This is a genomic window from Finegoldia magna ATCC 29328 (assembly GCF_000010185.1).
In the GTDB taxonomy this organism is placed as follows: Bacteria; Bacillota; Clostridia; order Tissierellales; family Peptoniphilaceae; genus Finegoldia; species Finegoldia magna_H.
In genome coordinates this window covers 971,754-998,451 of sequence record NC_010376.1, presented here as the reverse complement: position 1 = coordinate 998,451, position 26,698 = coordinate 971,754, and the positions used below count along the sequence as shown (strand labels likewise).

Here is a 26,698-nt window from a genome sequence, read left to right as displayed (position 1 = left end):
TGTACTAAATTTTTCATGAAAAAACTGACCTCCTCTAAGTTGGTTTTGGGTCCAACTTTTTGGGGTCAGTTCATTATGAAACTGGGGTTTGTTATAAATCCCAGTTTAATTTTTACAATTTCATTAATAGAATTATTAAACTATATAATAAAATCAATTTAAAGAAAATTAATTATTAGATGATATCAGACGATAGATATTAAAAACTCTATTGTCTTTTTTATTTGGAAGAACAAAAAATAGTAGAAATGTCAATAAATTTACTGCCATGCAGATAATAGCAGCTTATTCATGTGTGAGAGTTTTAGCTGAAACCTTAGTAGGACTTCCCGTTTATTTATATAAAACAGGCTTATCATTTGAAGCAGATAGGATACCAAAAGATAGAAATTTTCAAGGGTAAAAGTCTAGGAAAAAGAACCTAATTCATTATGGAGATTTGTTTGTTATATAGCTAAAAATATCATTTGAGTTTAAAATGAGATCCGTATTCTCTTAGGACTGATTTTTTGTAATTTTTGTTTATATTTAATTAGTCTTATGAGTAATACTTTTATATTAATCCCTCTTTTTTCATAAGAGATAACTCTCTTGAAAGAGCAGGCCTATTACAAGCTAAAAATTTAGCTAAGTCCTCTCTGGATAATTTATTTGAAAATAGGTAATCTTTTCCATACCTATCTATATACATATTAATTTTTTCCCTAATCTTAGGCTTAGAATATATATCTAATTTGTAAGTTAAGTATGAAATTTGCTCATCATACAATTTTATAATATTTTCCATAAAAATCGGTCTGATTGAACAAGACCTTTTATTTTCTTCAAAGATTTTGCTAACATCAAGTGCTAAAACTTCAGAATCTTTTTTTGCGACTATGAGTCTATCAGCTAGGGAAGAAAAATTTAAAGAAAAAGAATCTGAAGTCTCATAAATTCTATCTATAATTTCTTTATCATCATCTATTGTAGATAGATCAATTCTTCCCTTTAAAACTATACCTGCCTTAAATCCCTTAGAAAAATCATATAGGTATCCGCCTTTACTAAAAACTAAGATTTTATGATCAATACAAGAAAGTATGTGGTGTATAGTACTTTCGTCTAAACCATAAAATAATTTACTTTTCACAATAATTTTTTCCATAAAATCCTTTCTTGTTGCTTTAGCAACTGCAATAAAAATTATCCATGATATAATTATAAATGTAATGATAATTATTATCAAGGAGGAAGATAAAATGGAAAAAAATAAAATTGTTTTTGGACATGATTTTTTAAAGATGCTTGGAAGAACAAGACTCAGACCAGGCGGCGGTATTATGACTGATTGGTTGCTTGATCAGGTACAGATAGATAAAGATATGCAAGTTTTGGAAGTTGCTTGCAATAGAGGAGATAACCTAATAAGAGTTTATACGAAATATAAATGCAAAGTAATAGGTATAGACAATGACCAAGTTGTCATAGATCAAGCCCTAGAGAATATAAAGCTTTTAGGCTTAGACAAAGAAATTGAAGTTATGAATATAGATGCCTTAAAGTTGGATTTTGAGGATGAAACATTTGACTTAATAATTAATGAGGCAATGCTCACCATGCTTCCAAATGAAGAAAAAGCAAAGGCTCTTAAAAATTATCACAGGGTTTTAAAAAAGGGCGGCTATTTATTAACTCATGATGTAGCAGTAGAAAATGAAAGCGAAGATATAAGAAGGCAACTTTCGAAATTTACAAACATGAATGTGTATCCTCTAACCGTAGAAAATTGGAACAAGCTATTTATAGAAAATTCTTTTAGACCTTTTTCACAAAGGACTGGTAGGATGCTTCTCTTAGACAGGGATACGATCATAAAAGATGAGGGGCCAGTAGGGGCTGCAAATTTTTATAAAAATGCTTATTCAGAAGAAAATAGGGATAGATTTGTAAAAATGTTAGAGAGGTCTAAAAATACAAAAATTTCTTATGTAGTTTTAGCAAGTAAAAAGGAGGATTAGATGAAAGTTATAAAAAAATATCACTAATTTTATGTCTGACAGTGTTTGTCTTATCAGGTATGACTGCTTGTTGCAATACAAAAACTGAACAAAAATCAGAAAGCAAGGAAATGACTCAAGCTGAGAAAAAGGAAGAAACTAAGGATAAAAATAAAAAAGTTAGGACAATTACAGATCATGCAGGTAATGAGATAGAAGTTCCAGAGAAAGTTTAAATAATAGTAATAGATCAGATACCTATTTTATCTACCTATATGGCTTATCATCATGGGAAGGCTCCATACATCGTAGGATATGCTGGTTCACTAAAGCAAGTAATTTCAAATACAGTTTTAAAGGATATAGCTCCAGAGCTTCTTGATAGCCAAAATACAGTTCAAGCTCAATCTGATATTAATATTGAGGAAATAATGAAGCTTAAACCAGATGTTATTTTTTACAATGCTTCGAATAAAGAACACTAGGAAACTCTTAAAAAGACAGGGATTCCGTGTGTAGGATTTGCTACAGTTGGCACAAATGGGCCATCTATATCAATGTGTGGGCAAGTCGGATGGATTGGTTTGATAATTCCTCACATGGCAAGGATAATGGTGGGAGCTAATAATACTCATACTCTACCTTTTAGCATATCTTTAGGAGCAAGTCTTATGGTACTAATAGAAGCTTTATCAAGAGCGGTTTCTGTAATAGAACTACCTATTTCAGTTCTTACGGCAATAATTGGAGCTCCAATTTTTATAAGCCTAATTAGAAAAACTGGGGGTGGGTTCAATTAAATTAGAAGTAAAAAATGCAGGATTTTATTATGATAAAAATCATGAATTATTTAAAAATTTATCTTTTAATCTGAATCAAGGTCAGGTTTTATCTATCTTAGGGCCCAATGGTGTTGGCAAGACTAGCCTTATAAGATGGATATGTGATTTTGAAAAATAGAAACTAGTAAATAGTTTTATGGATGAAAAAGATATTACAAGTTTTAATAGAAGAAACTTATGGCCCAAGATATCATATGTTCCTCAAAAAAGATCATTTTCTTTTGAATATTCTGGAATTGATATGGTAGTGTTAGGGTTTTCTAGTAAACTTACACCATTTGCAAAACCAGGTGCTAGAGAATATAAGAAGGCAAATGATATTATGAAAAGCTTAGCTATAGAAAACCTTAAAGACAAGTCATGTTCTGTGATGAGTGGAGGAGAACTTCAGATGGTTCTAATAGCCAGAGCCTTAATATCAGACCCAAGCTTAATCATATTAGATGAGCCAGAAAGTGGTCTTGATTTTAAAAATCAGCTTAAAATAATTTCATTAATCAAAAAACTATCCAAGGTAGACAATATTAGTGTTATTATAAATACTCATTACCCAGCCCATGCTCTTGAAATATCGGATAAATGTTTGATGTTAATGGGAAATGCTAGACATAAAATAGGCAAAACTTCTGATATTATCTGCAAGGAAAATATGAAAGAAGCATTTGGCGTAGAGGTTATACTTGAAAAATAAAAAAATATGAGAAAGAATATGAGGCTGTAATACCAATTAGGATTGTAGAAGATTAAAATGAAAAATATCAGTAAGGGAAAAACATTTAAACCAGAACAGGTCATGCCTATAAAAGAAAATCAAACTATAAGCAAGAAACTCTTAGATTTATGTGATTGTCATATTTTACTTATGAGTCTTGACCAAAACACGGATATTTCCCTTGAATTTTATGCTGATGAAAGAATATATCTTGTTTTAAAAGGCGAGATTAACATTAATAATGAAAAACTTATAAATAATGAATTAATACTTTTTGAAGAAAACAGGATTTTTGACATAGGAGCAAGGGATAAAAGATAAAATAGACGATACAGAAGAAAGATTAAAGAAAATAAAAAATCAAGAAAAAAATTCTAATGTACAACTAGCAAGATAATTCATAATAGGACTAACAAAAGAATTATCTTTAGGTGAAAATAAAAACCTAGTCGAAAGATTTATAAAAGAAAATCTAACATCACAAGGAATGATAGTAGATTATGCAATTCATGATTAGAGTCAAGATAAAAATGGGTAATAATCTAATGTAGGTTAAAATTTTTACTAGGCTAAGAATAGATTTTTTAAGAAAATTGTTACTCGTCCTAAAGCTTGGTAAGGTTCTAATTCTAATGAAAGTGATGACAAAATTATGAAAGAAAAACTCATTATTAAAAAATTAAGAGAAGATCGCAGGAATGAAATCTACACGAATAGAGGAATTAACCCAATATTCCAGCTAAATCCAAAATCAAAAATTTTGATAATTGGGCAAGCTCCTGGGGGAAAGGTTGAAGAAACTGGTATTTTATTTAATGATAAGAGTGGGGAAAATCTTGTCAAATGGTTGGGGATATCGGAAGACATCCTCCATAGTGAAGATTTTTCTATAATTCCAATGGATTTTTATTATCCTGGAAAGGGAAAATCTGGCGATAAGGCTCCTAGATCTTTTATTGCAAAAGAATACCATCCACTATTATTAAATGAATTGAAGGATATAAAGTTAACCATTTTGATAGGAGCCTATGCTCAAAAGTTTTATTTGAAGGATAAATTTAAGAAAAATTTAACTGAAACAGTAAAATCTTACAAAGAATTTTTGCCAGAATATTTCCCAATAGCCCACCCAAGTCCACTAAACAACAGGTGGATATCAAAAAATCCTTTTTTTAGAGAGGAGGTTTTGCCTGACTTAAAGAAAATTGTAAAAAAACTGAGATAAATTGTGTTTGTAAAAATTTATTGTATATCATTTTTTATGGTAATGGTCATCAACAAGGAGAGAAAATATGAAAAAAATAAGTGCGAATATTTTAGGCGGCAAATTTGAGCATTTGGTGGATGAGGATAACTTACAAATAACCCATCTACAAATCAAAAAGGGCGAAGAAATACCAAGTCACAAGTCAGATAAAAGTGTAGTAGTTGTAATTTATAACGGCAAGGTAGATTTTAAGGGAGAGAACGGAAACCAGATAATAATCCCAGGTGATATAATCACAATGGATCCTAATGAAATCCATGCTCTTAAGGCTCTTGAGGATAGCGATTTGATGGTTATAAAAGTAAAAATTTAAGAATATATTTAGCTAATATAGGCAGGTGGTTATTTTATCAACCTGCCTTTAATTGTATATTTAAGTGTGCTGATCGAACGAAGTGAGAGAAACAAAAAAAACACCGGCTAAGCTGGTGGTTATGATTGCCATGAATTTCATATACATTTCATAAAACTGTTGTAAGATATACATATAACAAAATTAAGGAGAAATGTATGTTAAAAAATGCGATTTTTTATATAACAAGAAAACGAAATAGAACTTTGATAATGCTGATAATTCTAACACTCGTATTATCATGTTTATATGCTTGTTTAAGTATTTCGAAATCACAAAAAACACTAGAAAAATCATTGTATGAAACGTCCAACTCATCTATTGCAATAACTAAGAAAGAAAAAAATGGATACTTTAAAATAAATGATTTTGAGAAATTAAACCAAATTAAAGATATAAAAGAAATTTCATATCATTATGAAGGTTTAGCAACTTTGACTAATTCTGATGTCGTTGAAAGTGAACAAAAAGTAATGCGTGAAGATTTATCTCCAAACATGAAAAACCTAGTTTCTATTGATGCGATGACAAATCAAAAACGCAATCAATTATTTACAAGCAATGTTTTTACTATAAAACAAGGCAAGAATCTCGATAAAAATGATGATAATAAGATTCTTGTTCATGAAGAATTTGCTAAGAAAAACAAACTGAAACTTCACGACAAGATAGGCCTCAAATTTTTAAATATGAATGGTAATGGGGATGCAAACAAAGAATCTCAATATGAGATTGTTGGGATATTTTCAGGAAAGAAACAAGAAAAATATACAGGATTTTCATCAGATTATAGCGAAAACTCTATGTTTGTAAATTATAATTCAGCACAAAATTCATTAAATATAAAAAGTAATGACCAAATTGCCAATAAAATCTTGCTGCATACACAAAATTCAGATTCAATGGATAATGCAATAAATCAAATAAAAAACAAAATTGCAAATTCTTCAAAATACATTATAGAAAAAAATGATAATGCATTTAAAGAAGTAATTGATTCGATAAACGGTGTAAAGCACATAATACAAATGATGACATATTCTATCATGGTGGCCGGACTTGTAGTCTTATCATTAATCTTAATATTATGGTTAAGGGAAAGAATCTATGAAATAGGAATACTTTTATCAATTGGGGTTAGTAAACTTAAAATAATAGGACAATTCATAATGGAGCTTGTTTTTGTATCTATTCCTGCGGCGATGTTCTCATTAATTAATGGAGATTTTATCATCAAACAAATAGCATCAGGAATTACAAAATCAGAAAATGCATCATTTTCAACAAGTTTATTTATAAATAAATTATCAGATAAATTAGAAGTATTTGCTAAAAGCTACGGATTACTTTTGATAATAATTGTTATTTCTGTAATTATAGCAGCTGGAATAATATTAATAAAAAAACCAAAACAAATTTTATCACAAATAAGTTAGGAGAAATAAAATGGATATTTTAGAAATTAAAAACGTATCATACAGTTATTCAAGTTCAAATGAAGAAGTTTTATCACTAATCAACAGAGGTTTTGAACAAGGAAAATTTTACGCGATAATAGGAAAGTCGGGTACAGGTAAATCAACTCTGTTATCATTATTGGCAGGATTAGATTCACCAGATACTGGACAAATCTTATTTAAAAATAAAAACATTGAAGAAAAAGGACACAGTTATCACAGAAAAAATAATATCTCATTAGTTTTCCAAAACTATAACTTAATAGATTACCTTACTCCTCTTGAGAATATTAGATTAGTAAATAAAAATGCATCAGAAGATATTTTATTGGAGTTGGGACTGGATAAAAGTCAAACTAGAAGAAATGTCATGAAACTTTCTGGTGGTCAACAACAAAGAGTTGCAATTGCAAGGGCTTTGGTTTCAGAAGCTCCAATAATATTAGCAGATGAACCTACTGGTAACTTGGATGATATGACGGCTGGTGAAATCATAGCTATATTGAAAAAACTTGCATTGGAAAGAAATAAGTGCGTAATAGTTGTTACTCATAGTAAAGAAGTAGCAAAAGCTGCTGATATTGTTCTTGAATTAAAGGATAGAAAACTACAAGAAGTAGTTGACAATATTTAGGGAGGAAATTATGATAAAAAACGCATTTGCCTATGTAACCAGAAAAAGTCTCAAATCAATCATTATTTTAATCGTAATAATGTTGATGTCATCATTAAGTTTGATTAGTTTATCAATAAAAGATGCAACAGACAAAGCATCTGAAAAAACTTTTGGAAATATCACAAATAGTTTTTCGATGGAAATCAACAGACAAGTTAATCCTGGAACACCAAGAGGTGGTGGAAATGTCAAAGGACAAGACATCAAAAAAATCACAGATTCACCTGACATTGAAAGCTATGTAAAAAGAATAAATAGCGTGGCTGATCTGGATGGATTAGATATAATTGAAACACAAGAAACTTTGGCCAATCAATCACCAGAGCGTGCGAAAAATTTTAAAAGCACTGTAATGTTAACCGGAGTCAACGAATCATCCAAGGAAACAAAATTTGTATCTGGAGCATACAAATTGGTAGAAGGTGAACATTTGAAAAATGACGATAAGAATAAGATTCTTATGCACAAAGATTTGGCTGCTAAAAACCATTTAAAAATAGGAGATAAGTTAAAATTAAAATCAAATTTATTTGATGCAGACAACGAAAAACAAGCCAATGAAACTGTAGAAGTTACAATTAAAGGTTTGTTTGATGGACACAATAATGGTGGGGTTAGCGCTGCACAAGAATTATATGAAAACACATTAATTACTGATTTGAATACAGCAGCCAAAGTTTATGGCAATACCGAAGACACAGCAGTTTATCAAGATGCGACATTCTTCGTAAAAGGAAACAAAAAACTAGAAGATGTAATGAAAAATCTTGGGAAACTTGATATTAATTGGCAAGAATATAATTTAATAAAAAGTTCATCCAATTATCCAGCATTGCAAGAATCAATCAGTGGAATATATGCAATAGCTGATAAATTATTTATAGGATCTCTAGCATTTGCAGGTTTAGTAGTAGCTTTATTATTGTTTTTGTGGATGAATGCAAGGAAGAAAGAAATCGCAGTATTGTTGTCGATAGGAATGTCAAAAGCAAAAATATTTGGACAATTTGTCACAGAATTATTGTTGGTTGCTATACCAGCATATATAGGATCATTTTTCTTGGCTAGATTTGCAGGAGATAAAATTGGAAATAATATACTTCAAAAAGTGACAGGAAATATCGCTGATAAGATCGCCAAACAATCTGCATCAACTGGACTTGGTGGTGGAGCAGAAGTTGATGGTTTCAATAAAACATTGACAAGTCTAGATATCAATATATCAACAAAAGCATTAATGTATGTAGTAATATTTATGACAATTGTATTGCTGATTTCATTAATTATCTCATCGACAAATATTCTTAGAAAAAATCCGAAAGATTTATTAATAGACACAAAATAGAATTATCGGGGCAAATGCTCCGATAATTTTGTAATTAAACCAAATATTGTATAATAAAATAAAAGAGAGGAAGAAATTATGAACTTACTTGTAGTAGAAGATGACAAAATGATACGAGAAGGGATTTGTGAATTTTTGTCTGAATTTGGATACAAAACCTATCAAGCAGAAGATGGAAAACAAGCAATAAGTATATTTGAAAATAACGAAATCAACTTGGCAATACTAGATATTCAACTTCCATATATAAACGGACTTGATGTTCTCAAAAAAATTAGAGAAACAAGTGATATTCCAGCTATAATGTTGACTGCATTCAGTGATGAAGAATATAAAATAAACGCATTCACAAGTCTAGCTGATGGATACATCGAAAAACCTTTTTCGTTACCAGTCCTCAAAGTTAGAATAGAGTCATTAATCAAAAAACATTATGGAAATAACGAAACTTTTAATTATAAAAACACTGAGGTTAATTTTGCAAGCTACACTGCTAAACTAAACGGCAAAAAAGTAGATGTAAATGCCAAAGAATTAGAAATACTCAAATACATGATAGAAAATGAAGGACAAGCACTTACTAGAATGCAAATAATTGATAGCGTTTGGAAAGAAACTGACGAAATACCATTTGACAGAGTCATTGATGTTTACATAAAAGAATTACGCAAAAAACTAGAATTAGATTGCATTGTAACCATAAGAAACGTCGGATATAAATTGGAGAGAAAATGAAAAATTTAAAAATATTTCCAAAAATGTTCATACAAATATTCGCAGCAATAGGACTTACGGTGTTGTTTATACATTTTATGGTGTTTTTAATATTTCCAAAAACATATTTGGAAGATAGAAAACAAGAAATAAATAAAAAAGCAAATGAAATTTCCATGACATTGAATAATAAAGATATTAGATATGTTACTCAGTCGCTAAATTTTTATTCTAATAACAATGACATAAAAGCTTACGTTAAAAACAAAAACAACAGTAACGAATTGCAAATTAAAGAAATAATTGGATTTGACAAAAAAAGTGACAATAATTCACTGATAATTGAGGAACGAGAAATTAATCTAAATACAGGAGAAAAAATTTCGCTTCAATTCGTATCAACAGCCGATATGAAGCGAGATGCGAAAAATTTGAGTTTAAGATTTCTTCCGTTTTCGCTTATTATTTCCATAATTTTCTCGGCAATCGTTTCATTAATATACGCGAAACTAATCAATAATAATATACAAGAAATAAAACAAGTTACTGATAAAATGATGAACATGGACAAAAAAGCACTACTGGAAGTAGATTCTACAAATGAAATTGGTCAATTAAAGGCACAAATAAATGATTTGTACACTACATTATTGCATTCAATTGACGATTTGGAATCAAAAAACGAAGAAATCATCAAGTTAGAAAAATTAAAATACGATTTCTTCAGAGGAGCATCACACGAACTCAAAACCCCTGTTGCGAGCCTCAAAATAATTTTGGAAAATATGAAGTACAACATAGGAAAATACAAAAACAGGGATTTGTACATTGACGAATCTCTGAAAATTATTGATGGATTGTCACATAGTATTTCGCAAATACTAACATTGTCATCAATTGAAAATTTGAAGAATGACGAAGAAAATGTAGCGATTTTACCAATATTAAATGATATAATTAATAAGCAGGAAGTAATTGCAAATCAAAAACACATCACAATCTACAATCATATTACAGATGAAAAGATTGTTATTGGCAAATCAGCTCTTAAAATAATACTATCTAATGTGATTGGAAACGCCGTAAAATACACTGATGAATATGGCACAATTACTATCAAATCAGATGGAGAATGGTTTGAAGTAATTAATACTTGCGAAAAGGCAAGCGAATTAGATACCACTAAAGTGTTTGATGTGAATTGTGATTTGAACAAAGAAAACAGTAACGGACTTGGATTGTATATCGTTGGCAACTTGCTCAACAATTACAAAATCGATGCGGTTATTGAAACACAAGAAGAAAAAGTAAAATTCAAAATCAAGTTATAAAGGAGCACAAAATGTATATTTTAGAATTGAATCAAAATGGCGAAGCAACTGAATTAGCATTATTTGACACAATTGAAGAAGGCAGAGAATTCATCAAGAAAACAAATTGTTATGAGATTACAGAAGAAGATGGATTTGTATATGAATATATCAATCCTGAAAAATTAGATGATTATTTGGAACTGGAATACAATGGAAATATAATTCCAATGACCAAATTCATGTTCACAGAACAAGGAAAAGCAGAAATCTTCTGGAAAGAAATTCCAAATCTTTCAGAAAAAGGAAATGGAATCGTTGATAGTTCTACAAGGGTTGATGCTTATGTAATAGCTAACAAAGATGTGAAAACATATATTGAAGCAAGAGAAAAATCCTACAACGAAGTAAAAAAATACTTGGAAGAAAAAGGATATGACGTAGACAGAGCATACTTCGGATCAGAAGATGGAGAAGCAATAGTCTACAGAAAAAACGAAAAAGACGATTGGCATTTTCTAACACACATGGATCCTTCATTTTTTGAAGATAAAACACCACAAGAAATAATTGAAGAAATAAATGAAGATTTGAATTAAATTGAATAAATTAGCAGAGCTCTTCTTAAAGAAAATAAGAAGAGCTTTTTAATTTGTATAAAATCCTTGACAAATTAAAAAATACGCTCTAGAATGATAATGCAAATAACTTGCATTAGAAAATTAGATGGAGGATTTATGAAAAGATTTTATAGGATATTATTATTGGCTCTTATGATTGGAGTGGCTTCTGGCTGTGCTAGACAAAATAATGATATTAACAATCAAAAAGTTCAAGAACAACAAGAAAAAACTGATGATAAATCAACTGATAAGTCAGATTCAAAGAAATTATATGTTAGTTTCTATCCGATTGAATACATGGCAAAAGAAATTGCGAAGGATACAATTGATGTAGTAAATGTTATGCCAAAAGGTGCTTCAGTTCACGAGTGGGAACCTACAGCACAAGATATTAAAAACTTATCCGATTCAAAGATGCTTATCGTTAATGGCCTTGGATTGGAAGGTTGGTTAGAAGATGTTAAATCAAGTTTGAAAAACACAGAAATTGTCGATTCATCTGCAAATATTGAAAAGATAAAAGCTGATGAAGAACATGACCACGACCATGACCATGAAGAAAAGGAACACGATCATGACCACGAAGAAAAAGAACATGACCATGATCACGAACATCATCACCATGGAGAATTTGATCCACACATTTGGATGAGTCCAAAACAAGCTAGAATTCAAATGAAAAATGTTTATGAAGCTATTGTAAAATTTGATGCAGAAAACAAAGATTTCTATGAAAAAAATTACAAAGAATTAGATAAAAAGTTTGAAGAATTAGACAAGAAATACGCTGAAGTATTAGCTCCACAAAAGGATAAATATTTCATAGTTCCACATGAAGCGTTTGGATATTTGGCAAGAGATTATGAGATTAATCAAGTTCCAATTGAAGGTATTAATTCAGATTCTGAACCTGATTTGAATAAGATGAAAGAATTGACTAATTTTGCAAAATCACATAAGATAAATACAGTATTTTATGAAATGGGAGAAAGCGATAAGATTGCAAATTCTTTGGCTAAGGAAATCAATGCAAAGACAGCTGGGTTATCTACAATTGAAGCTAAGACTCAAGAAATAGAAGATGGAAAAGATAATTATTTTTCATTGTTAGAAAAAAACTTGGATGCAATCTCACAAGCAAAATAATATGAATAATATAATTAGTGTAGAAAATTTGAATTTTTCGTATAGAAACGAGAAACTATTAAGGGATATAAATTTTAATATTGAAAAGGGAGATTTCGTAGGTATAACCGGAGCTAATGGCTCCGGTAAATCTACGTTATTAAAGCTTATTTTAGGATTTCTGAAAGCGGATAGTGGAGAAATTAAATTTGCTGGAGGAAGAGATAATTTTAGTTTTGGATATGTTCCGCAAAACAATCACGAAAAGAGCATTGCTTTTCCAATAACTGCATGGGAAATAGTAGCGATGAATGTCACTGATGATAAAAACATTAAATCTCATGAAAAAATCGAAAATGCATTGTCCATTGTAGAAATGAAGGATAAGAAAAATTACAACTACAATAATATGAGTGGTGGTGAACAAGAAAGAGTTATGATTGCAAAGGCATTGGCGAATGACCCACAAATTTTGATTTTTGACGAACCTACTGCAGGATTGGATCAACGTAGTAAGGAAAATTTATTTGATTTGTTGAAGAATTTGAATAGTCATCACAACATAACTATTTTGGTAGTTACGCACGAGCTGGATTTTACTAAAGATTATTTTAATAGAATTTTCAGATTAGATAATGAATTTGTTGAGGTGAAAAATGTTTGAGATGTTCTCTTATGATTTTATGAGAAGAGCTTTTATTGTGGGGATCCTAGTTTCAATTATTGTTCCTCTGATAGGAACCTTTGTCGTCAACAAGAAAAACTCCATGGTAGGAGATGCTTTGAGTCACAGTTCCTTAGCTGGTGTTGCATTGGGACTTATTTTTGGAATAAATCCTGTTATAGCAGCGATTTTCGTATGCGTGATTGCAGCTTTTGGTATAGAAGTCATCAGAAAAAACTTTGCCAAAAGTTCTGATTTATCCACTGCAATTGTTATGAGTAGCGGTATAGGACTTGCTGCAATATTGTCTGATTTCGTTCCTGGTGCTGCGAACTTCCAATCTTTCATGTTCGGATCTATTGTAGCTATACCAGATATTGAATTGTACACAGTGGTAGTTGTGAGCATGATAGTTATTGTGGCTTATGCTACGTTGTACAAAAAATTGGTCTATATTATTTTTGATGAAGATGGAGCGAGACTTTCTAATATAAATGTTGGACTTATAAATAAAATCTTCACTTTTTTGATAGCTATTACTGTTGCTATTGCATCTAGGACAGTTGGTGCGCTTATGGTTTCGAGCTTGATGGTTATTCCAGTATCTTGTGCAATTATGGTATCTCATTCTTTCAAAAAAACGGTGATTAATTCATCGCTTTTTGGGATTCTATTTACGATTATAGGAATTAATTTGTCTTATTATTTACAATTAAAACCAGGCGGATCAATTGTTTTAACAGGACTTGTAGTTCTGATAATTTTGATGGTAGTAAATAAATTTAGAAAAAATAATTAGGTATAAACACTGCATTATGAATTTTAGATTAATTTATTTTGTGGTGTTTTTTTAGTTTATAAAACGTTGTAATTTGCATTTTTTACAAGTATAATTAAAAGATAGGAGGCGATAGCATGAACAAAATGATTAAAAAATTATTAATATTAACAATAGGAACATTAATACTTACTTTTGGTTTTTTCTTTTTTATAATGCCTTTTAATTTAACAATAGGAGGAATTTCTGGGATAGCAATTAGTTTGAATGCATTTTTCCCACAAATTCCAACGGGTATTTTTGTGATGATTATGGATACAATTTTATATATCATTGCATTTATTATTTTAGGAAAAAGCTTTGGTGTTTTGTCGATATATTGTTCTTTTATTTTCGGAGGTTCAACGACATTATTGGAAATTTTACTACCAAACTTCAAACCTTTAACTGATGATATTTTGATTAATTTGATTTTTGGAATTATTATTTCTGCTATTGGAATGGCTTTAGTTATCAATCAAGGAGCATCAACTGGTGGTACGGATATTATAGCAATGATTATCAGAAAATATCTCTCAATAGATGTTGGTAAATGTATGCTTGTGGCTGACTTTTTTGTAGTGTTACTTGGTATGTATACTTTTGGAACAAAAAGTGGTATGTATGCTATGTTAGGTATTTGTATCAACTCAATTGTAATTGATAAGGCTATCGCTGGTTTAAATACTAGAGTAAATATGATGATAACAAGTGATAGATACAAAGAAATTAACACATATATAATTGATCAAATTTCCAGAGGATCTACTATTTTTAAAGCAGTTGGTGGTTTTTCTGATAATGAAAAATTTGTTATTAATACGATTGTTTCAAGAGGGGAGTATATCAAGATTAAAAATTATGTAAAATCAATTGATCCTAAAGCATTCGTATGTATTTCGTATGTCAGCGAAGTGCTTGGTGAAGGATTTACTTATGATCCAGTTGATAATCCAGAACTTGAAATACTTCCTGGTGGAATGAGTTAGAATGGAGAAAAAATGTATAAATTAGGACAAAGAGAAAATTTAAAAATTGATAAAATAAACACCGAAGTTTTGTTGAAAAAAGACAACGAAAATAATTTTGTTAGAATGAATGTAGACGAACTTTCTGGAGAAAAAGTTGGAGATGTTGTAGATGTTTTTATTTACAACGACAATAAAAAACTTTTGGCTACTAAAAAGCTATCTAAGATTGAACTTGGCAAGATGGCAAGACTTGAAGTTAAAGATATTACTAGAATAGGCGCATTCTTGGATTGCGGGTTGGATAAGGATATTTTGTTGCCTTTTAAGGAACAAACTTCAAAATTAGTAAAAGGTCAAAAATATTTGGTGTATTTGTATATAGACAAATCAAATAGATTGGCACTTACTATGCGAATCAAAAATTTATTGAAAAACGATAGTGGATATGTAAAGAACGACTGGGTAGAAGGTGTTATATACAACATAGTTGACGGTCTAGGAGCTTTTGTTGCTGTAGACAATAAATACGAAGGGCTTATTCCTTCAAGCGAACTAACTGGCGTTGTGGACTTAGGAGAAGAGGTCAAATGTAGAGTTACGGATGTAAAATCTGATGGTAAATTGGATTTGTCATTTTTTGAACCTGCATACAAACATATCTCATCAGATGCTGATGCAATAATGGAAGAGCTAAAAAATTCTGATGGTTTTATAAATTTTAACGATAAAACAGATGCAAATAAAATCAAATCGGTATTTAATATGTCAAAGTCGAGTTTCAAAAGAGCTGTAGGAAGACTATTAAAAGAAAATATGATACAATTTTATAAAGACGGAATAAAATTAACTAGTAAAGGAAGAGGTAATAATGGAAGACAACAAAGATAAAATATTAGCAGTAGTAAATGGTGAAGAAATTAAGCAATCAGAAGTTGATAATTTTATTCAAGCTTTAGGTTATAGAGGAGCACAATTCAATAACGAAGAAGGAAGAAAAAGATTAACTGATGAATTAATCAATAGAAAACTTTTATTCTTTGACGCTAAAAAAACTGGCTTAGATAAAGATGAAATATATGTAAAAGAAGTTAAAAAACAATCCGAAGAATTGTTGAAGGATTTTGCTATGGCAAACATAATCAATTCTGTTAGAGTATCAGATGACGAATTGAAAGAATATTATGAAAACCACAAAGATAACTTCAAAGTTCAACCAACATTCACAGCTTCTCATATTTTAGTTGAATCAGAAGATTTGGCTAAAGAAATCAAAGAAAAAATTGATAACGATGGTGATTTTGCACAATTAGCAAAAGAATACTCTACATGTCCATCAAAAGAACAAGGTGGAGATTTGGGAACATTCCAACAAGGTCAAATGGTTAAGGAATTTGAAAATGCTTTGATTGAAAATGAAATCGGGGATATCGTAGGACCTGTGAAGACACAATTCGGTTATCATATTATCAATATAAAAGATAAAACTGAAGGAAAAGTAAAATCTTTTGAAGAAGCTAAGAATGAAGTTAAACAAACATTATTACAATTAAAACAACAACAAGCATATATTGATGCTACTGACAGATTGCAAAAAGAATACAAAATCGAAAAATTTTATTAATAATAAATGGAGAAGTTAAATGAATAATCTTAAGAAGAAGATAGTAGCTTTATGTTTAACATTTAGTATGGCATTTAGTACAAGTACTGCTGTATTTGCAAAGGAACAAAATGATAAAGAAAGTCCAGTAAAAGTTCAATCAGCTATGACTAGAATTGAAGGACGAGATAGATTTGTCGTTGCAAATAAAGTAATGGAAGATTATTACCAAAATTCTAAAAAAGTCGTGCTTGTATCAGCAATTAAATTTCCGGACAATATCAGTTCTACTGTTATGAGTCAAGGAGAAATCCCAATATTATACACTTATTCTGACAAATTAGATGCATCCACTGAAAAACTTTTAAAATCAAAGAATTTGGATGAAGTTATTATAATAGGTGGAGAAAAATCTGTAAGTAAAGATGTTCAAAATCATATTGAAAATGATTTAAAAATCAAAGTTGTAAGATACGATGGATACGATAGATATGCGGTTAATGCTAAAATTGTTTCAGAAAAATTCTCTAGTAATAAATCAGAAAAACAAAACTTAGTTGTTGCTAGTGGTGAAGTATTTGCAGATGCTATTAATGCTACATCATTGGCACAAAAATACGATGCACCAATATTATTAGTATCAAAAAACAAGATTTCGAATCATACTAAAGATTATTTACAATCTTTCCAAAATAAAAATATCGGGAAAATATTTGTGGTTGGTGGACAAAACACTGTATCTGACAAAGTTTTACAAGAAATCAGATCAATCACTAATGTCAAGCCACAAAGAATTTTTGGCACAAATAGATACATGACTTCAGTAAGAGTTGCAAATGCAAGTTTCACAGCTCCAACTAAAGCAATATTTGCTAGCGGAGAGGTGTTCGTAGATGCATTAGTAGCAGCCCCACTTTCACAAAAATTCAAAGCGCCAATACTTTTGGTTTCAAAATCTTCAATAACAAGTGATGTAAAATCATATATTGGTAGCAATTCATTTGAAAAAATGTTTATCGTTGGTGGAAAGAATACAGTATCAGAAAAAGTTAAAGACTTGATAATGAATAACAAATCAGAAGATACTGTAACAACTGATCCGAAATATCCAGGCAAAAAAGTTATTCGTAGAAAGCCATTACCAGGATTAGAAAATGAGAAAGAATTTCCAGTCCAAATTAGTGATGATACTATTTTGATGGTACGCGGTCATTATGATGATAAAATGGCAGATGAAATACTAACACTTTTGAATCAATATCGTAAAGAACATGGACTTAAAGAATTGAAACAAGATAATTCATTAACTCCAATTGCAAAGACAAGGGCTACAGAAATTGTTCATTTGTTTGAACATGTTAGACCAAAAGGCGGTTTGGTAACAGATATTTCAAACATTAACGGAGAAAATATCTATAACGGACCATATACTGCAAGTGGAGCAATGGAAGCATGGAAGAATTCTCCAGGACACAATGAAAATATGTTGAGAGAAGTGTTCACAAGAGTTAAAATAAAAGTATTCGTTACAAAAGCATATTACGAAGATTCTGATCAAACTTATGACAGATATTACGCAGTTCAAATATTCGGAATTTGATATCAGATTTTATCTAAAATTATGTGATGTTATAATATTTACAAGAAATCGAAATATAAATTAAAAAAAATATTTGATTTTTGAAATTTAATAAAAAATTTATGAGATTCATAATATGACCCTAACACAATATTTATAGATTATTGTAAGATTGGGGTCAGTATGAGTCTTTTTTTTTACACTAAAAATAGTTGGAAATTACACAGCTTGATAAAATATTATGATATTAATGATTTTATATACGTTATTAAAATAAAATAACGCCAAGAATATAACAAAATATAAACAAAGCTGTTAAAATAATATTGAATTACTTGCTCTTTTTTAAATTGTATTGTAAAATAATTTGGGTTAAAAAATGCAATATGTATTTTACATATAAAACAACATAAAATAAGGAGTGATTTAAAGAAAATGAGTAAAACTGAAAAGAAAAAACTAGGATTAATACCCAAATTATTAATCGCGATAGGATTAGGTACTTTAGCTGGTTTGTATATGCCTCAATGGTTCGTGAAGACTGCTGTAACATTCTCATCAATGTTCGGCGCATTTTTAAACTTCGTTATTCCACTTATGATTATCGCTTTTGTAACAAAGGGAATTGCTGATCTTGGAGAGGGAGCTGGACAATTATTATTAGTAACTGTTGTAATTGCTTATGCATCTACTCTTATTGGTGGGTCATTATCATATGTTATGAGTTCAAATATATTCCCAGCATTTATAAGTCCGGACCAAGTTTCTAAGATTCAAGCGTCAACTAAGATAGGCATGGATCCATTTTTTGAAATTCCAATCAAACCATTTTTTGATGTAACTTCATCAATTATTTTTGCATTTATGATGGGAATTGCAATTTCATGGTTAAGAAAACATGGCAAAGGAGAATATTGCTACAATTTAGTAGGAGAATTTAATGAAATAATCACAAAAGTATTGTCAACTGCAATTGTACCATTATTACCTTTCTTTATATTTGGTAATTTCTCAAAAATGGCATTTACTGGATCTGTATTTGCAGTTCTTTCGATTTTCTGGAAGATATTCTTGTGTGTAATAGCACTTCACTTAATATATGTAGCAGTATTATTTATAATAAGTGGGACTTACACGAAGAGAAATCCTGTAAAACTTATCAAAAATCAAGTCAAAGGATATTTGACAGCAATAGGAACTCAATCATCTGTTGCGACAATTCCAGTTAACTTGGAATGTGCTAAACAAAATTCAGTAAGCAAAAGTATTAGAGATTTTGTAATTCCATTGGGAGCTACTGTTCATATGCCAGGTTCAATGATTACAATTACTGCTTGTACTTTTACAATATTAACAATGTATGGAATGAATCATTCTTACTTACTAATGTTAAGATATATGGCAATTCTTGGAATAGCAATGGTTGCTGCTCCAGGAGCTCCAGGTGGAGCAATTATGAGTGCATTGCCATTCTTGCCAGTAGTTGGAATTCCATCTGAAGGTGAACTTGCATCATTGTTGATGACACTTTATTTGACACAAGATTCATTTGGAACTGCTGCGAATATTTCTGGGGATACTGCAATCTCTGTAGCTATCGATAAAATATTCAACAGACATATTGTAAAGAATGATGAGTATAAAGATGGTTTTAATGAAAAAGTAATAAATGAAGAAGATTTATAATAAAAATATTTGGCTAGGCTCTGTGAGCCTAGTTTTTGTTTAAGAAATTTTTTTAGATATTTCGACAATGAACACGAATTATTATTTATTGAATTAAAAATGCGAATGATATATAATGTTAAAGTAAAACATATGTTCAAGGGGTGAGTTATGGAATTTAAATTACATTCAAAATTCAAGCCTACAGGTGATCAACCACAAGCGATTGATAAACTTGCAAATGGTTTGGAAAATGGAAAAAATCATCAAATTTTAAAAGGTGTTACTGGTTCTGGTAAAACTTTTACGATGGCAAATATTATTCAAAAAGTTCAAAGACCAACTCTGGTTATAGCTCACAATAAAACTTTAGCATATCAGTTAGCTAGTGAGTTTAGGGAATTTTTCCCAGAAAATGCGGTTGAATTTTTCGTTTCGTATTATGACTACTACCAACCAGAAGCATACGTTGTTCAATCGGATACTTATATCGAGAAAGATTCAAGTATTAATGAAGAATTAGATAAACTTCGCCACAGTGCAACCATGAGTTTGTTTGAGAGAAGAGATGTTATTATCGTATCTTCTGTTTCATGTATTTATGGTTTGGGAGACCCAATTGATTACGAAAATTTGGTTATATCTTTGCGTCCTGGCATGGAAAAAGATAGAACTGAAGTTATGAAAAAATTAATCGATATTCAATACGTTAGAAATGATATTAACTTTACTAGAGGAACTTTCAGAGTAAGGGGAGATAGCTTGGATATTTTCCCGGCATCAAGTGGTGAAAAAAGTGTTAGAATAGAATTTTTCGGTGACGAAATAGATAGAATTACTGAAATTGATGCATTAACTGGAGAAATTGTCGGAGAAAGAAATCACGTTGCAATTTATCCAGCGAGTCACTATGCAACAACTCAGAAAAAAGTTGAAAAAGCTATTGTAACCATAGAAGAAGAATTAGAAGATAGATTAAAATACTTTAAAGATCACAATAAATTGTTAGAGGCTCAAAGATTAGAGCAAAGAACAAGATACGATATAGAAATGCTAAAAGAAATGGGATTTTGTACTGGAATAGAGAATTATTCAAGACACATGTCTCAGAGAAAACCTGGAAGTAGACCATATACTCTTATCGACTATTTTCCAAAAGATTTTGTAACTATGATTGATGAATCGCATGTTACTGTTCCACAAATAGGTGGTATGTATGAGGGAGACAGGTCGAGAAAAACGAGCTTGGTTGATTATGGTTTTAGATTGCCTTCTGCACTTGACAATCGTCCTTTGAAATTTAGTGAATTTGAATCAATGATGAATCAGGTAATTTATGTTTCAGCAACTCCAGGAAAGTATGAAAAAGCAAAAACTAATGAAGTTGTTGAGCAAGTTATTAGACCTACAGGATTATTAGATCCAAAAATTGAAGTTCGTCCAACAAAAGGGCAAATTGATGATTTGGTTAGTGAAATCAATAAGACAATTGAAAAAGGCGAACGCGTTTTGATTACTACTCTTACTAAAAAAATGAGCGAAGATTTGACAAGATATCTTGAAGATTTGGATATTAAAGTAACTTATTTGCATTCAGATATTGATACGATTGAAAGAATGGAAATCATAAGAGATTTGCGAGAAGGAAAATACGATGTACTTGTAGGAATCAACCTTTTGAGAGAAGGATTGGATTTACCAGAGGTTTCGTTGATTGCGATTTTGGATGCCGATAAAGAAGGGTTCTTGCGTTCAGAGACTTCTCTTATACAAACAATAGGTAGAGCTGCTAGAAATTCAAATGGTCACGTTATAATGTACGGTGATACTATTACAAGATCAATGGATGTAGCTATAACAGAAACTAATAGACGTAGAGAAATACAAGAAGAATACAACAAAGAGCACAATATTACTCCAACTACTATAAATAAATCTGTTAGAAAAAGAATTCAAAATACTTTTGTGGCAGAAGAAAATGAAAATTACGATGCTAATAAAGTTACAGAATTTTCAAAGGACGAGATCGAAGTTATTATCGAAAATTTGAACACAGAAATGCTAAAAGCTGCGGAAGAATTGGATTTCGAAAGAGCTGCTACACTTAGAGATCAAATAAGGAATTTGAAAAACACTTACTAAAGGAGCAAAATGAGTAAAGATAAAATTATTATAAAAGGTGCTAAGGAGAATAACCTTAAAAACGTGGACCTAACCATTCCTAGAAATAAAATGGTAGTCTTCACAGGTTTAAGTGGATCAGGTAAATCATCTTTAGCATTTGATACAATATATGCAGAAGGACAGCGAAGATACGTGGAATCTTTGAGTTCTTACGCACGCCAATTTTTAGGTCAAATGGACAAGCCGGATGTAGAATACATTGAAGGATTGTCTCCTTCAATTTCGATAGATCAAAAAACGACTAACAACAACCCACGTTCAACAGTAGGAACTGTTACGGAAATATACGATTATTTTAGACTACTTTTTGCAAGAGTAGGAACTGCTTACTGTCCAGTTTGTGGAAAACAGATTGTCAGCCAGACAGTAGATCAAATTGTAGATAGTGTGAAAGAATTAGAAGAACGTTCCAGAATTCAGATTTTAAGTCCTGTTGTAAAAGGCAAAAAGGGAGAATTCAAGAAACTTCTACAAAATTTGAGAAAAGATGGATTTATTAGAGCAATTGTAGATGGTGAGCAAGTTGAATTAGCAGAAGATATCGAACTAGATAAAAACAAGAAACACGATATTGATGTAATTGTCGACAGAATTATAATTAAAGACGGAATTGATTCGAGACTTACAGATTCTATAGAAACTGCCCTTAGATTATCTGAAAACAATGTAAAAGTTGATGTTATAGGAAAAGAAGTAATTTCTTACAGCACATCGATGAGTTGTCCAGATGGTCACATTTCTTATGAAGAATTAGAGCCAAGAGATTTCTCTTTTAACAATCCTTTCGGAATGTGTCCACATTGTAACGGACTTGGTTTTCATAAAAAAGTTGATGAAGATTTGGTTATTCCTAATATGGAGTTGTCGATTTCACAAGGGGCAATTGATCCTTATCAATCTTCAAAACCAGGCGGATATTATTATGAAATTATAAAAGCAATTGCTGATTCTTATGATTTTCCATTGGATAAACCAATTAAAGAAGCACCTAAGAAAATGATTAATGAGATTTTACATGGATCAAAGAAAAATCTTTCATTTATTTTTGATAGTCATTTTTCTGGAAGAAAAAAATTCAACGGAAAATTTGAAGGAGTTTTGAAAAATTTAGAAGAAAGATATAACAGAAGTACAACAGATTCTATGCATCAAAAAATAGGTGAGTACATGACAGATGTTGAATGCGATTATTGTCATGGTGCTAGATTAAAAGATGAGTATTTATCAGTTAGAATTAATGAGAAAAATATTTATGAAATTTGCCAAATGCCAGTAAAAGATTCTCTTCAATGGTTCAAGGACTTAGAATTAGAAGAATCCAAGAAATTTATCGGTGATGAAATATTGAAGGAAATTATCAGCAGACTTCAATTTTTGAATGATGTAGGGCTTGATTATTTGACTTTGGATAGATCTGCGTCTACTTTATCAGGTGGGGAATCTCAGAGAATAAGATTGGCAACGCAAATTGGATCTGCATTGGTCGGAGTTGTGTATGTATTAGATGAACCTTCAATAGGACTTCACCAAAGAGACAATGATAAATTGATTAAAGCACTTAGAAATTTGACTGATATCGGAAATACTTTAGTTGTGGTTGAACACGACGAAGATACAATGAAAGAATGCGATTATTTAGTAGACATTGGACCTGGAGCAGGGGTTCACGGAGGAGAAGTCGTAGCTTGTGGAACTATAGATGACATAATAAAAGAAAAAAGATCCATTACAGGGAAGTATTTGTCGGGCGAATTGGCAATTCCTGTTCCTAAACAAAGACGAAAGCCAAACGGATATTTAGAATTTAAAGGTTGCAAAGAAAATAACCTAAAAAACATAAATGCAAAATTTGCACTTTCATGTTTTAACTGTGTTACCGGAGTTTCTGGATCTGGAAAATCATCTTTGGTAAATGAAATTGTCTACAAAAAATTAGCTAGAGATTTGAATAATGCAAAGATGAAAAATGGTAAGTTTAAATCAGCGACTGGGATTGAGAATTTGGATAAGGTAGTTCAAATCGATCAATCTCCAATTGGTAGAACTCCACGAAGTAATCCAGCAACTTATACAAAAGTATTTGACTTAATAAGAGATTTGTTTGCATCAACACCTGAAGCGAATATGAGAGGATATCAAAAAGGAAGATTCTCATTTAATGTGAAAGGTGGAAGATGTGAAGCATGTAAAGGTGATGGAACTATAAAGGTGGAAATGCATTTTTTACCAGATGTTTATGTTCCATGCGATGTTTGTAAGGGAAAAAGATACAATAGAGAAACTTTACAAGTAAAATACAAAGGCAAAAATATTGCTGATGTATTGGATATGACAATTGATGAAGCGTTAGAATTTTTCAGAAATTTCCCACCGATTAAAAACAAATTACAAACTTTACAAGATGTTGGTTTGGGCTATATCAAATTGGGACAATCTTCAACAGAATTATCTGGTGGAGAAGCACAAAGAGTAAAACTTGCTAGTGAATTATCTAAAAAAAGCACAGGAAAAACTGTGTATATTTTGGACGAACCAACTACTGGCCTTCACTCTGCAGATATAGATAAATTAATTGAAGTATTACAAAGACTTGTTGATCAAGGAAACACTGTTATTGTTATTGAACACAATCTAGATGTTATTAAGGTTGCGGATTATATTATTGATTTGGGGCCTGAAGGAGGAAATGGTGGAGGAGAGGTAATCTTCCAAGGAACTCCAGAAAAACTAATTAACAAGAAAAATTCTTATACAGGACAATATTTGGCTCCAAAATTGAATCGTTAAATTTTTGTAATAATCACCTTCTTATTTTTAGTGTATAATAAAAGTTAAGAAGGTGATTTTTATGTACAATATTATGGTTGTCGATGACGAAAAAGACATAGTAAAAGCCATAGAAATATATTTAAAAACTGATAATTACAATGTACTGAAAGCTTATAATGGTTTTGATGCATTAGAATTAATGGAAAAGAATAAAATCGATTTATTTTTGGTGGACATAATGATGGAAGGAATGGACGGATTAGAACTAACACAAAAAATTCGAGAAGTTTCGAACGCGCCAATCATAATTTTGTCTGCAAAAAGCGAACTGAATGATAAGGTTATGGGATTGAATTTGGGTGCTGATGATTATATTACAAAACCTTTTGATGCTGTGGAATTATTGGCTAGAATCAAATCTTGTTTGAGAAGGTTAGAACTTAGCAAAGATAAATCATTAAATGGAAATATATTTTCAGCTGGAAGATTGACAATAAATGATGACAAAAAAGAAGTATTGATTGATGGAGAAGAAATAAAGCTAACTCCTTATGAATACGGAATTATTTTGCTATTATTGAAAAACAAAGGAATAGTATTCACATCAGAAGAAATATATGAAAATGTATGGGAAGCTCCACCTTATGATGTAAAAAAAATAGTTTCAGTCCACATTTCTAGACTGAGAGAAAAAGTTGAAATCAATCCTAGAAGACCAGATTTGATTAAATCTGTGTATGGAATGGGATATAAAATAGAGGACATTTAATGATAAAGTGGATTAAAAAAAGTTTTAGATCTATCGATGGTTACGTAGAAAAACAATTGGTAGATCTACTACTATATTTTAGTTTTGGTTTTATTCTTATATTCACTGTAGCATTTTTCATTGAAAATATAATTAATGTAGATAATTTTTCAGTTCTCATAACGCTGATTTATGCGTTTGTAGGTTTATTTTATTCTTTAATTAAAGTTGTAAGAACTATTTATAAGAAAAAAAAGAATGCTTTTTTGATATATCAATTTTTGAGTAATTTCAAGGGAAAATACTACAATATTTACGTTGAATCATTATTAACGTTGCTATTTCTAATGTACACAATGACAACAATTATGGTTTCAAATAGAAATTTATTTGGGATTATATTCATTGGAGCAATTTTAGCCAAAATTTACATTTCTATTTTGATTAATAATCTGGGAAAAATATTGCTCAATAAAAAAGTAGAAGCTATGTATTCTGGAAAAGATATTGATGTGTTTATTGACGATGAAATATACAAGGATTCAGTATATTTGATTAACCATTTGCATGATTCAGTTATCAATACGATGCAAGATAAAATCAATTCAGAAAAAATGAAAACTGAACTTATAACAAATATTTCACATGATATAAAAACACCGTTAACGTCTATTATTAATTATGTTGATTTGCTTAACCACGAAACTGACGAATCAGAAAAGAAAAGATATATAGAAATTCTAGAATATAACGCAAAAAGATTAAAAACTATGGTAATTGATTTAATATACGCTTCCAAAACAGGAACAGGAAATATTGATCTTGAGATGGAAGTTGTGGAGCTTAATGAATTAGTATTACAAGTTTATGGTCAATTTGACTCTGATTTTAATAAGATAGGTCTTGAATTCGATTATAATGATAAAAGAAAAACAGTTTTGATGATGACAGATGGTGCCAAGCTGTCTCGTGTAATTGAAAATATTTTTAGTAACATAGTGAAATATTCAAAACATAACACGAATGTTTACGGTGAATGCGATGTAGTAAATGATAATATTATCCTTAAATTTTCCAATGTTTGTAAAAATAAGATTGAAGTTAGTGCAGAAGAATTGATGGGACAATTCGTAAGAGGGGAAAGGTCACGCCATTCTGAAGGTAGTGGACTCGGATTGTATATTGCGAAGAATTTGATAGAATTGCTCGGAGGGACAAGTAAAATATCAATTGACGAAGATAGATTTATATATGAGATTAATTTTAAAGTTACTAGAAAGAAAAAAATGAACAAATAAA

Annotated in this window: 24 protein-coding genes and 3 pseudogenes; 26 read left to right on the top strand and 1 reads right to left on the bottom strand. The window is 30.4% G+C overall.

The window, feature by feature from the left end; genetic code table 11:
• Positions 1-553: 553 nt before the first annotated feature.
• Positions 554-1,147: a Crp/Fnr family transcriptional regulator gene (locus FMG_RS04920; RefSeq protein ID WP_002837989.1), complete on the bottom strand. Its 594-nt coding sequence runs from the start codon at positions 1,145-1,147 to the stop codon at positions 554-556.
• Between the two features lie 94 nt (positions 1,148-1,241).
• On the opposite strand from FMG_RS04920, the gene FMG_RS04915 reads away from it, so the two are divergent.
• The 26 genes and pseudogenes from FMG_RS04915 to FMG_RS04800 all read left to right on the top strand — a co-directional run bounded on the left by FMG_RS04915 (position 1,242) and on the right by FMG_RS04800 (position 26,697).
• Positions 1,242-2,000, top strand: coding sequence for a class I SAM-dependent methyltransferase (locus FMG_RS04915; protein WP_002840481.1), 759 nt, complete (start codon positions 1,242-1,244; stop codon positions 1,998-2,000).
• 59 nt (positions 2,001-2,059) lie between these two features.
• Positions 2,060-2,779: pseudogene (locus FMG_RS09960) on the top strand (iron chelate uptake ABC transporter family permease subunit).
• Positions 2,766-3,212 (top strand): annotated as a pseudogene (locus tag FMG_RS09840) (ATP-binding cassette domain-containing protein); the annotation flags it as partial. The pseudogenes FMG_RS09960 and FMG_RS09840, both read left to right, overlap by 14 nt.
• On the top strand, positions 3,192-3,512 hold the full coding sequence (locus FMG_RS09835) for an ABC transporter ATP-binding protein (protein ID WP_316242554.1): 321 nt from the start codon (positions 3,192-3,194) through the stop codon (positions 3,510-3,512). The pseudogene FMG_RS09840 and the gene FMG_RS09835, both read left to right, overlap by 21 nt.
• Before the next feature lie 57 nt (positions 3,513-3,569).
• Positions 3,570-3,854: a hypothetical protein gene (locus tag FMG_RS04900; RefSeq protein WP_012290714.1), complete on the top strand. Its 285-nt coding sequence runs from the start codon at positions 3,570-3,572 to the stop codon at positions 3,852-3,854.
• A 37-nt stretch (positions 3,855-3,891) separates the two neighbouring features.
• Positions 3,892-4,047 (top strand): annotated as a pseudogene (locus tag FMG_RS09570) (MobA/MobL family protein); the annotation flags it as partial.
• A 138-nt stretch (positions 4,048-4,185) separates the two neighbouring features.
• Positions 4,186-4,758 carry a uracil-DNA glycosylase family protein gene (locus FMG_RS04895; RefSeq protein WP_012290713.1) on the top strand — a complete coding sequence of 191 codons (573 nt, stop codon included), beginning with the start codon at positions 4,186-4,188 and terminating at the stop codon, positions 4,756-4,758.
• Between the two features lie 67 nt (positions 4,759-4,825).
• Positions 4,826-5,113: an AraC family ligand binding domain-containing protein gene (locus FMG_RS04890; RefSeq protein ID WP_012290712.1), complete on the top strand. Its 288-nt coding sequence runs from the start codon at positions 4,826-4,828 to the stop codon at positions 5,111-5,113.
• 197 nt (positions 5,114-5,310) lie between these two features.
• Entirely contained in the window at positions 5,311-6,588 is a 1,278-nt protein-coding gene (locus FMG_RS04885; RefSeq protein ID WP_012290711.1) for an ABC transporter permease, read from the top strand.
• Positions 6,589-6,598: 10 nt separating this feature from the next.
• Positions 6,599-7,243, top strand: coding sequence for an ATP-binding cassette domain-containing protein (locus tag FMG_RS04880; RefSeq protein WP_002841853.1), 645 nt, complete (start codon positions 6,599-6,601; stop codon positions 7,241-7,243).
• Positions 7,244-7,253: 10 nt separating this feature from the next.
• Positions 7,254-8,630 (top strand): ABC transporter permease, encoded by a 1,377-nt coding sequence (locus tag FMG_RS04875; RefSeq protein WP_012290710.1) that lies wholly within the window; start codon positions 7,254-7,256, stop codon positions 8,628-8,630.
• Between the two features lie 78 nt (positions 8,631-8,708).
• Positions 8,709-9,365: a response regulator transcription factor gene (locus FMG_RS04870; protein ID WP_012290709.1), complete on the top strand. Its 657-nt coding sequence runs from the start codon at positions 8,709-8,711 to the stop codon at positions 9,363-9,365.
• Positions 9,362-10,675, top strand: coding sequence for a histidine kinase dimerization/phospho-acceptor domain-containing protein (locus FMG_RS04865; RefSeq protein WP_012290708.1), 1,314 nt, complete (start codon positions 9,362-9,364; stop codon positions 10,673-10,675). Before FMG_RS04870 ends, FMG_RS04865 begins: the two co-directional genes overlap by 4 nt.
• 11 nt (positions 10,676-10,686) lie before the next feature.
• Positions 10,687-11,253, top strand: coding sequence for a hypothetical protein (locus tag FMG_RS04860; RefSeq protein ID WP_012290707.1), 567 nt, complete (start codon positions 10,687-10,689; stop codon positions 11,251-11,253).
• 138 nt (positions 11,254-11,391) lie between these two features.
• The gene (locus tag FMG_RS04855; RefSeq protein WP_012290706.1) at positions 11,392-12,423 is read left to right on the top strand and encodes a metal ABC transporter solute-binding protein, Zn/Mn family; all 1,032 of its coding nucleotides are present in this window, start codon (positions 11,392-11,394) and stop codon (positions 12,421-12,423) included.
• A 1-nt stretch (position 12,424) separates the two neighbouring features.
• Entirely contained in the window at positions 12,425-13,066 is a 642-nt protein-coding gene (locus FMG_RS04850) for a metal ABC transporter ATP-binding protein (RefSeq protein WP_012290705.1), read from the top strand.
• Positions 13,059-13,865: a metal ABC transporter permease gene (locus FMG_RS04845; protein WP_012290704.1), complete on the top strand. Its 807-nt coding sequence runs from the start codon at positions 13,059-13,061 to the stop codon at positions 13,863-13,865. Before FMG_RS04850 ends, FMG_RS04845 begins: the two co-directional genes overlap by 8 nt.
• A gap of 116 nt (positions 13,866-13,981) precedes the next feature.
• Positions 13,982-14,872 (top strand): YitT family protein, encoded by an 891-nt coding sequence (locus FMG_RS04840; protein ID WP_012290703.1) that lies wholly within the window; start codon positions 13,982-13,984, stop codon positions 14,870-14,872.
• Positions 14,873-14,884: 12 nt separating this feature from the next.
• Positions 14,885-15,742, top strand: a complete 858-nt coding sequence (locus FMG_RS04835; RefSeq protein ID WP_012290702.1) for a CvfB family protein — start codon at positions 14,885-14,887, stop codon at positions 15,740-15,742.
• Positions 15,723-16,475: a peptidylprolyl isomerase gene (locus FMG_RS04830; protein ID WP_012290701.1), complete on the top strand. Its 753-nt coding sequence runs from the start codon at positions 15,723-15,725 to the stop codon at positions 16,473-16,475. The genes FMG_RS04835 and FMG_RS04830 overlap by 20 nt, the downstream gene beginning before the upstream one ends.
• 19 nt (positions 16,476-16,494) lie before the next feature.
• Complete coding sequence (locus tag FMG_RS04825; RefSeq protein ID WP_012290700.1) at positions 16,495-18,054, top strand: cell wall-binding repeat-containing protein; 1,560 nt, start codon at positions 16,495-16,497, stop codon at positions 18,052-18,054.
• Between the two features lie 414 nt (positions 18,055-18,468).
• Positions 18,469-19,719, top strand: coding sequence for a dicarboxylate/amino acid:cation symporter (locus FMG_RS04820; RefSeq protein ID WP_002837972.1), 1,251 nt, complete (start codon positions 18,469-18,471; stop codon positions 19,717-19,719).
• Between the two features lie 150 nt (positions 19,720-19,869).
• Positions 19,870-21,840 (top strand): excinuclease ABC subunit UvrB, encoded by a 1,971-nt coding sequence (uvrB, locus tag FMG_RS04815; RefSeq protein WP_002840490.1) that lies wholly within the window; start codon positions 19,870-19,872, stop codon positions 21,838-21,840.
• Positions 21,841-21,849: 9 nt separating this feature from the next.
• Entirely contained in the window at positions 21,850-24,669 is a 2,820-nt protein-coding gene (uvrA, locus tag FMG_RS04810; RefSeq protein WP_012290699.1) for an excinuclease ABC subunit UvrA, read from the top strand.
• Between the two features lie 61 nt (positions 24,670-24,730).
• Positions 24,731-25,420, top strand: a complete 690-nt coding sequence (locus FMG_RS04805) for a response regulator transcription factor (RefSeq protein WP_002837897.1) — start codon at positions 24,731-24,733, stop codon at positions 25,418-25,420.
• Positions 25,420-26,697: a sensor histidine kinase gene (locus FMG_RS04800; protein ID WP_012290698.1), complete on the top strand. Its 1,278-nt coding sequence runs from the start codon at positions 25,420-25,422 to the stop codon at positions 26,695-26,697. Before FMG_RS04805 ends, FMG_RS04800 begins: the two co-directional genes overlap by 1 nt.
• Position 26,698 lies beyond the last annotated feature (1 nt).

Bases quoted from the DNA above. Each gene is read 5' to 3' on its own strand.
- FMG_RS04880 (WP_002841853.1), top strand. From the start codon at position 6,599: ATGGATATTTTAGAAATTAAAAACGTATCATACAGTTATTCAAGTTCA.
- FMG_RS04915 (WP_002840481.1), top strand. From the start codon at position 1,242: ATGGAAAAAAATAAAATTGTTTTTGGACATGATTTTTTAAAGATGCTT.
- FMG_RS04850 (WP_012290705.1), top strand. From the start codon at position 12,425: ATGAATAATATAATTAGTGTAGAAAATTTGAATTTTTCGTATAGAAAC.
- uvrA (WP_012290699.1), top strand. From the start codon at position 21,850: ATGAGTAAAGATAAAATTATTATAAAAGGTGCTAAGGAGAATAACCTT.
- FMG_RS04870 (WP_012290709.1), top strand. From the start codon at position 8,709: ATGAACTTACTTGTAGTAGAAGATGACAAAATGATACGAGAAGGGATT.
- uvrB (WP_002840490.1), top strand. From the start codon at position 19,870: ATGGAATTTAAATTACATTCAAAATTCAAGCCTACAGGTGATCAACCA.
- FMG_RS04890 (WP_012290712.1), top strand. From the start codon at position 4,826: ATGAAAAAAATAAGTGCGAATATTTTAGGCGGCAAATTTGAGCATTTG.
- FMG_RS04865 (WP_012290708.1), top strand. From the start codon at position 9,362: ATGAAAAATTTAAAAATATTTCCAAAAATGTTCATACAAATATTCGCA.
- FMG_RS09835 (WP_316242554.1), top strand. From the start codon at position 3,192: ATGAGTGGAGGAGAACTTCAGATGGTTCTAATAGCCAGAGCCTTAATA.
- FMG_RS04885 (WP_012290711.1), top strand. From the start codon at position 5,311: ATGTTAAAAAATGCGATTTTTTATATAACAAGAAAACGAAATAGAACT.
- FMG_RS04845 (WP_012290704.1), top strand. From the start codon at position 13,059: ATGTTTGAGATGTTCTCTTATGATTTTATGAGAAGAGCTTTTATTGTG.
- FMG_RS04840 (WP_012290703.1), top strand. From the start codon at position 13,982: ATGAACAAAATGATTAAAAAATTATTAATATTAACAATAGGAACATTA.
- FMG_RS04895 (WP_012290713.1), top strand. From the start codon at position 4,186: ATGAAAGAAAAACTCATTATTAAAAAATTAAGAGAAGATCGCAGGAAT.
- FMG_RS04855 (WP_012290706.1), top strand. From the start codon at position 11,392: ATGAAAAGATTTTATAGGATATTATTATTGGCTCTTATGATTGGAGTG.
- FMG_RS04900 (WP_012290714.1), top strand. From the start codon at position 3,570: ATGAAAAATATCAGTAAGGGAAAAACATTTAAACCAGAACAGGTCATG.
- FMG_RS04860 (WP_012290707.1), top strand. From the start codon at position 10,687: ATGTATATTTTAGAATTGAATCAAAATGGCGAAGCAACTGAATTAGCA.
- FMG_RS04820 (WP_002837972.1), top strand. From the start codon at position 18,469: ATGAGTAAAACTGAAAAGAAAAAACTAGGATTAATACCCAAATTATTA.
- FMG_RS04875 (WP_012290710.1), top strand. From the start codon at position 7,254: ATGATAAAAAACGCATTTGCCTATGTAACCAGAAAAAGTCTCAAATCA.
- FMG_RS04835 (WP_012290702.1), top strand. From the start codon at position 14,885: ATGTATAAATTAGGACAAAGAGAAAATTTAAAAATTGATAAAATAAAC.
- FMG_RS04800 (WP_012290698.1), top strand. From the start codon at position 25,420: ATGATAAAGTGGATTAAAAAAAGTTTTAGATCTATCGATGGTTACGTA.
- FMG_RS04830 (WP_012290701.1), top strand. From the start codon at position 15,723: ATGGAAGACAACAAAGATAAAATATTAGCAGTAGTAAATGGTGAAGAA.
- FMG_RS04825 (WP_012290700.1), top strand. From the start codon at position 16,495: ATGAATAATCTTAAGAAGAAGATAGTAGCTTTATGTTTAACATTTAGT.
- FMG_RS04920 (WP_002837989.1), bottom strand. From the start codon at position 1,147: ATGGAAAAAATTATTGTGAAAAGTAAATTATTTTATGGTTTAGACGAA.
- FMG_RS04805 (WP_002837897.1), top strand. From the start codon at position 24,731: ATGTACAATATTATGGTTGTCGATGACGAAAAAGACATAGTAAAAGCC.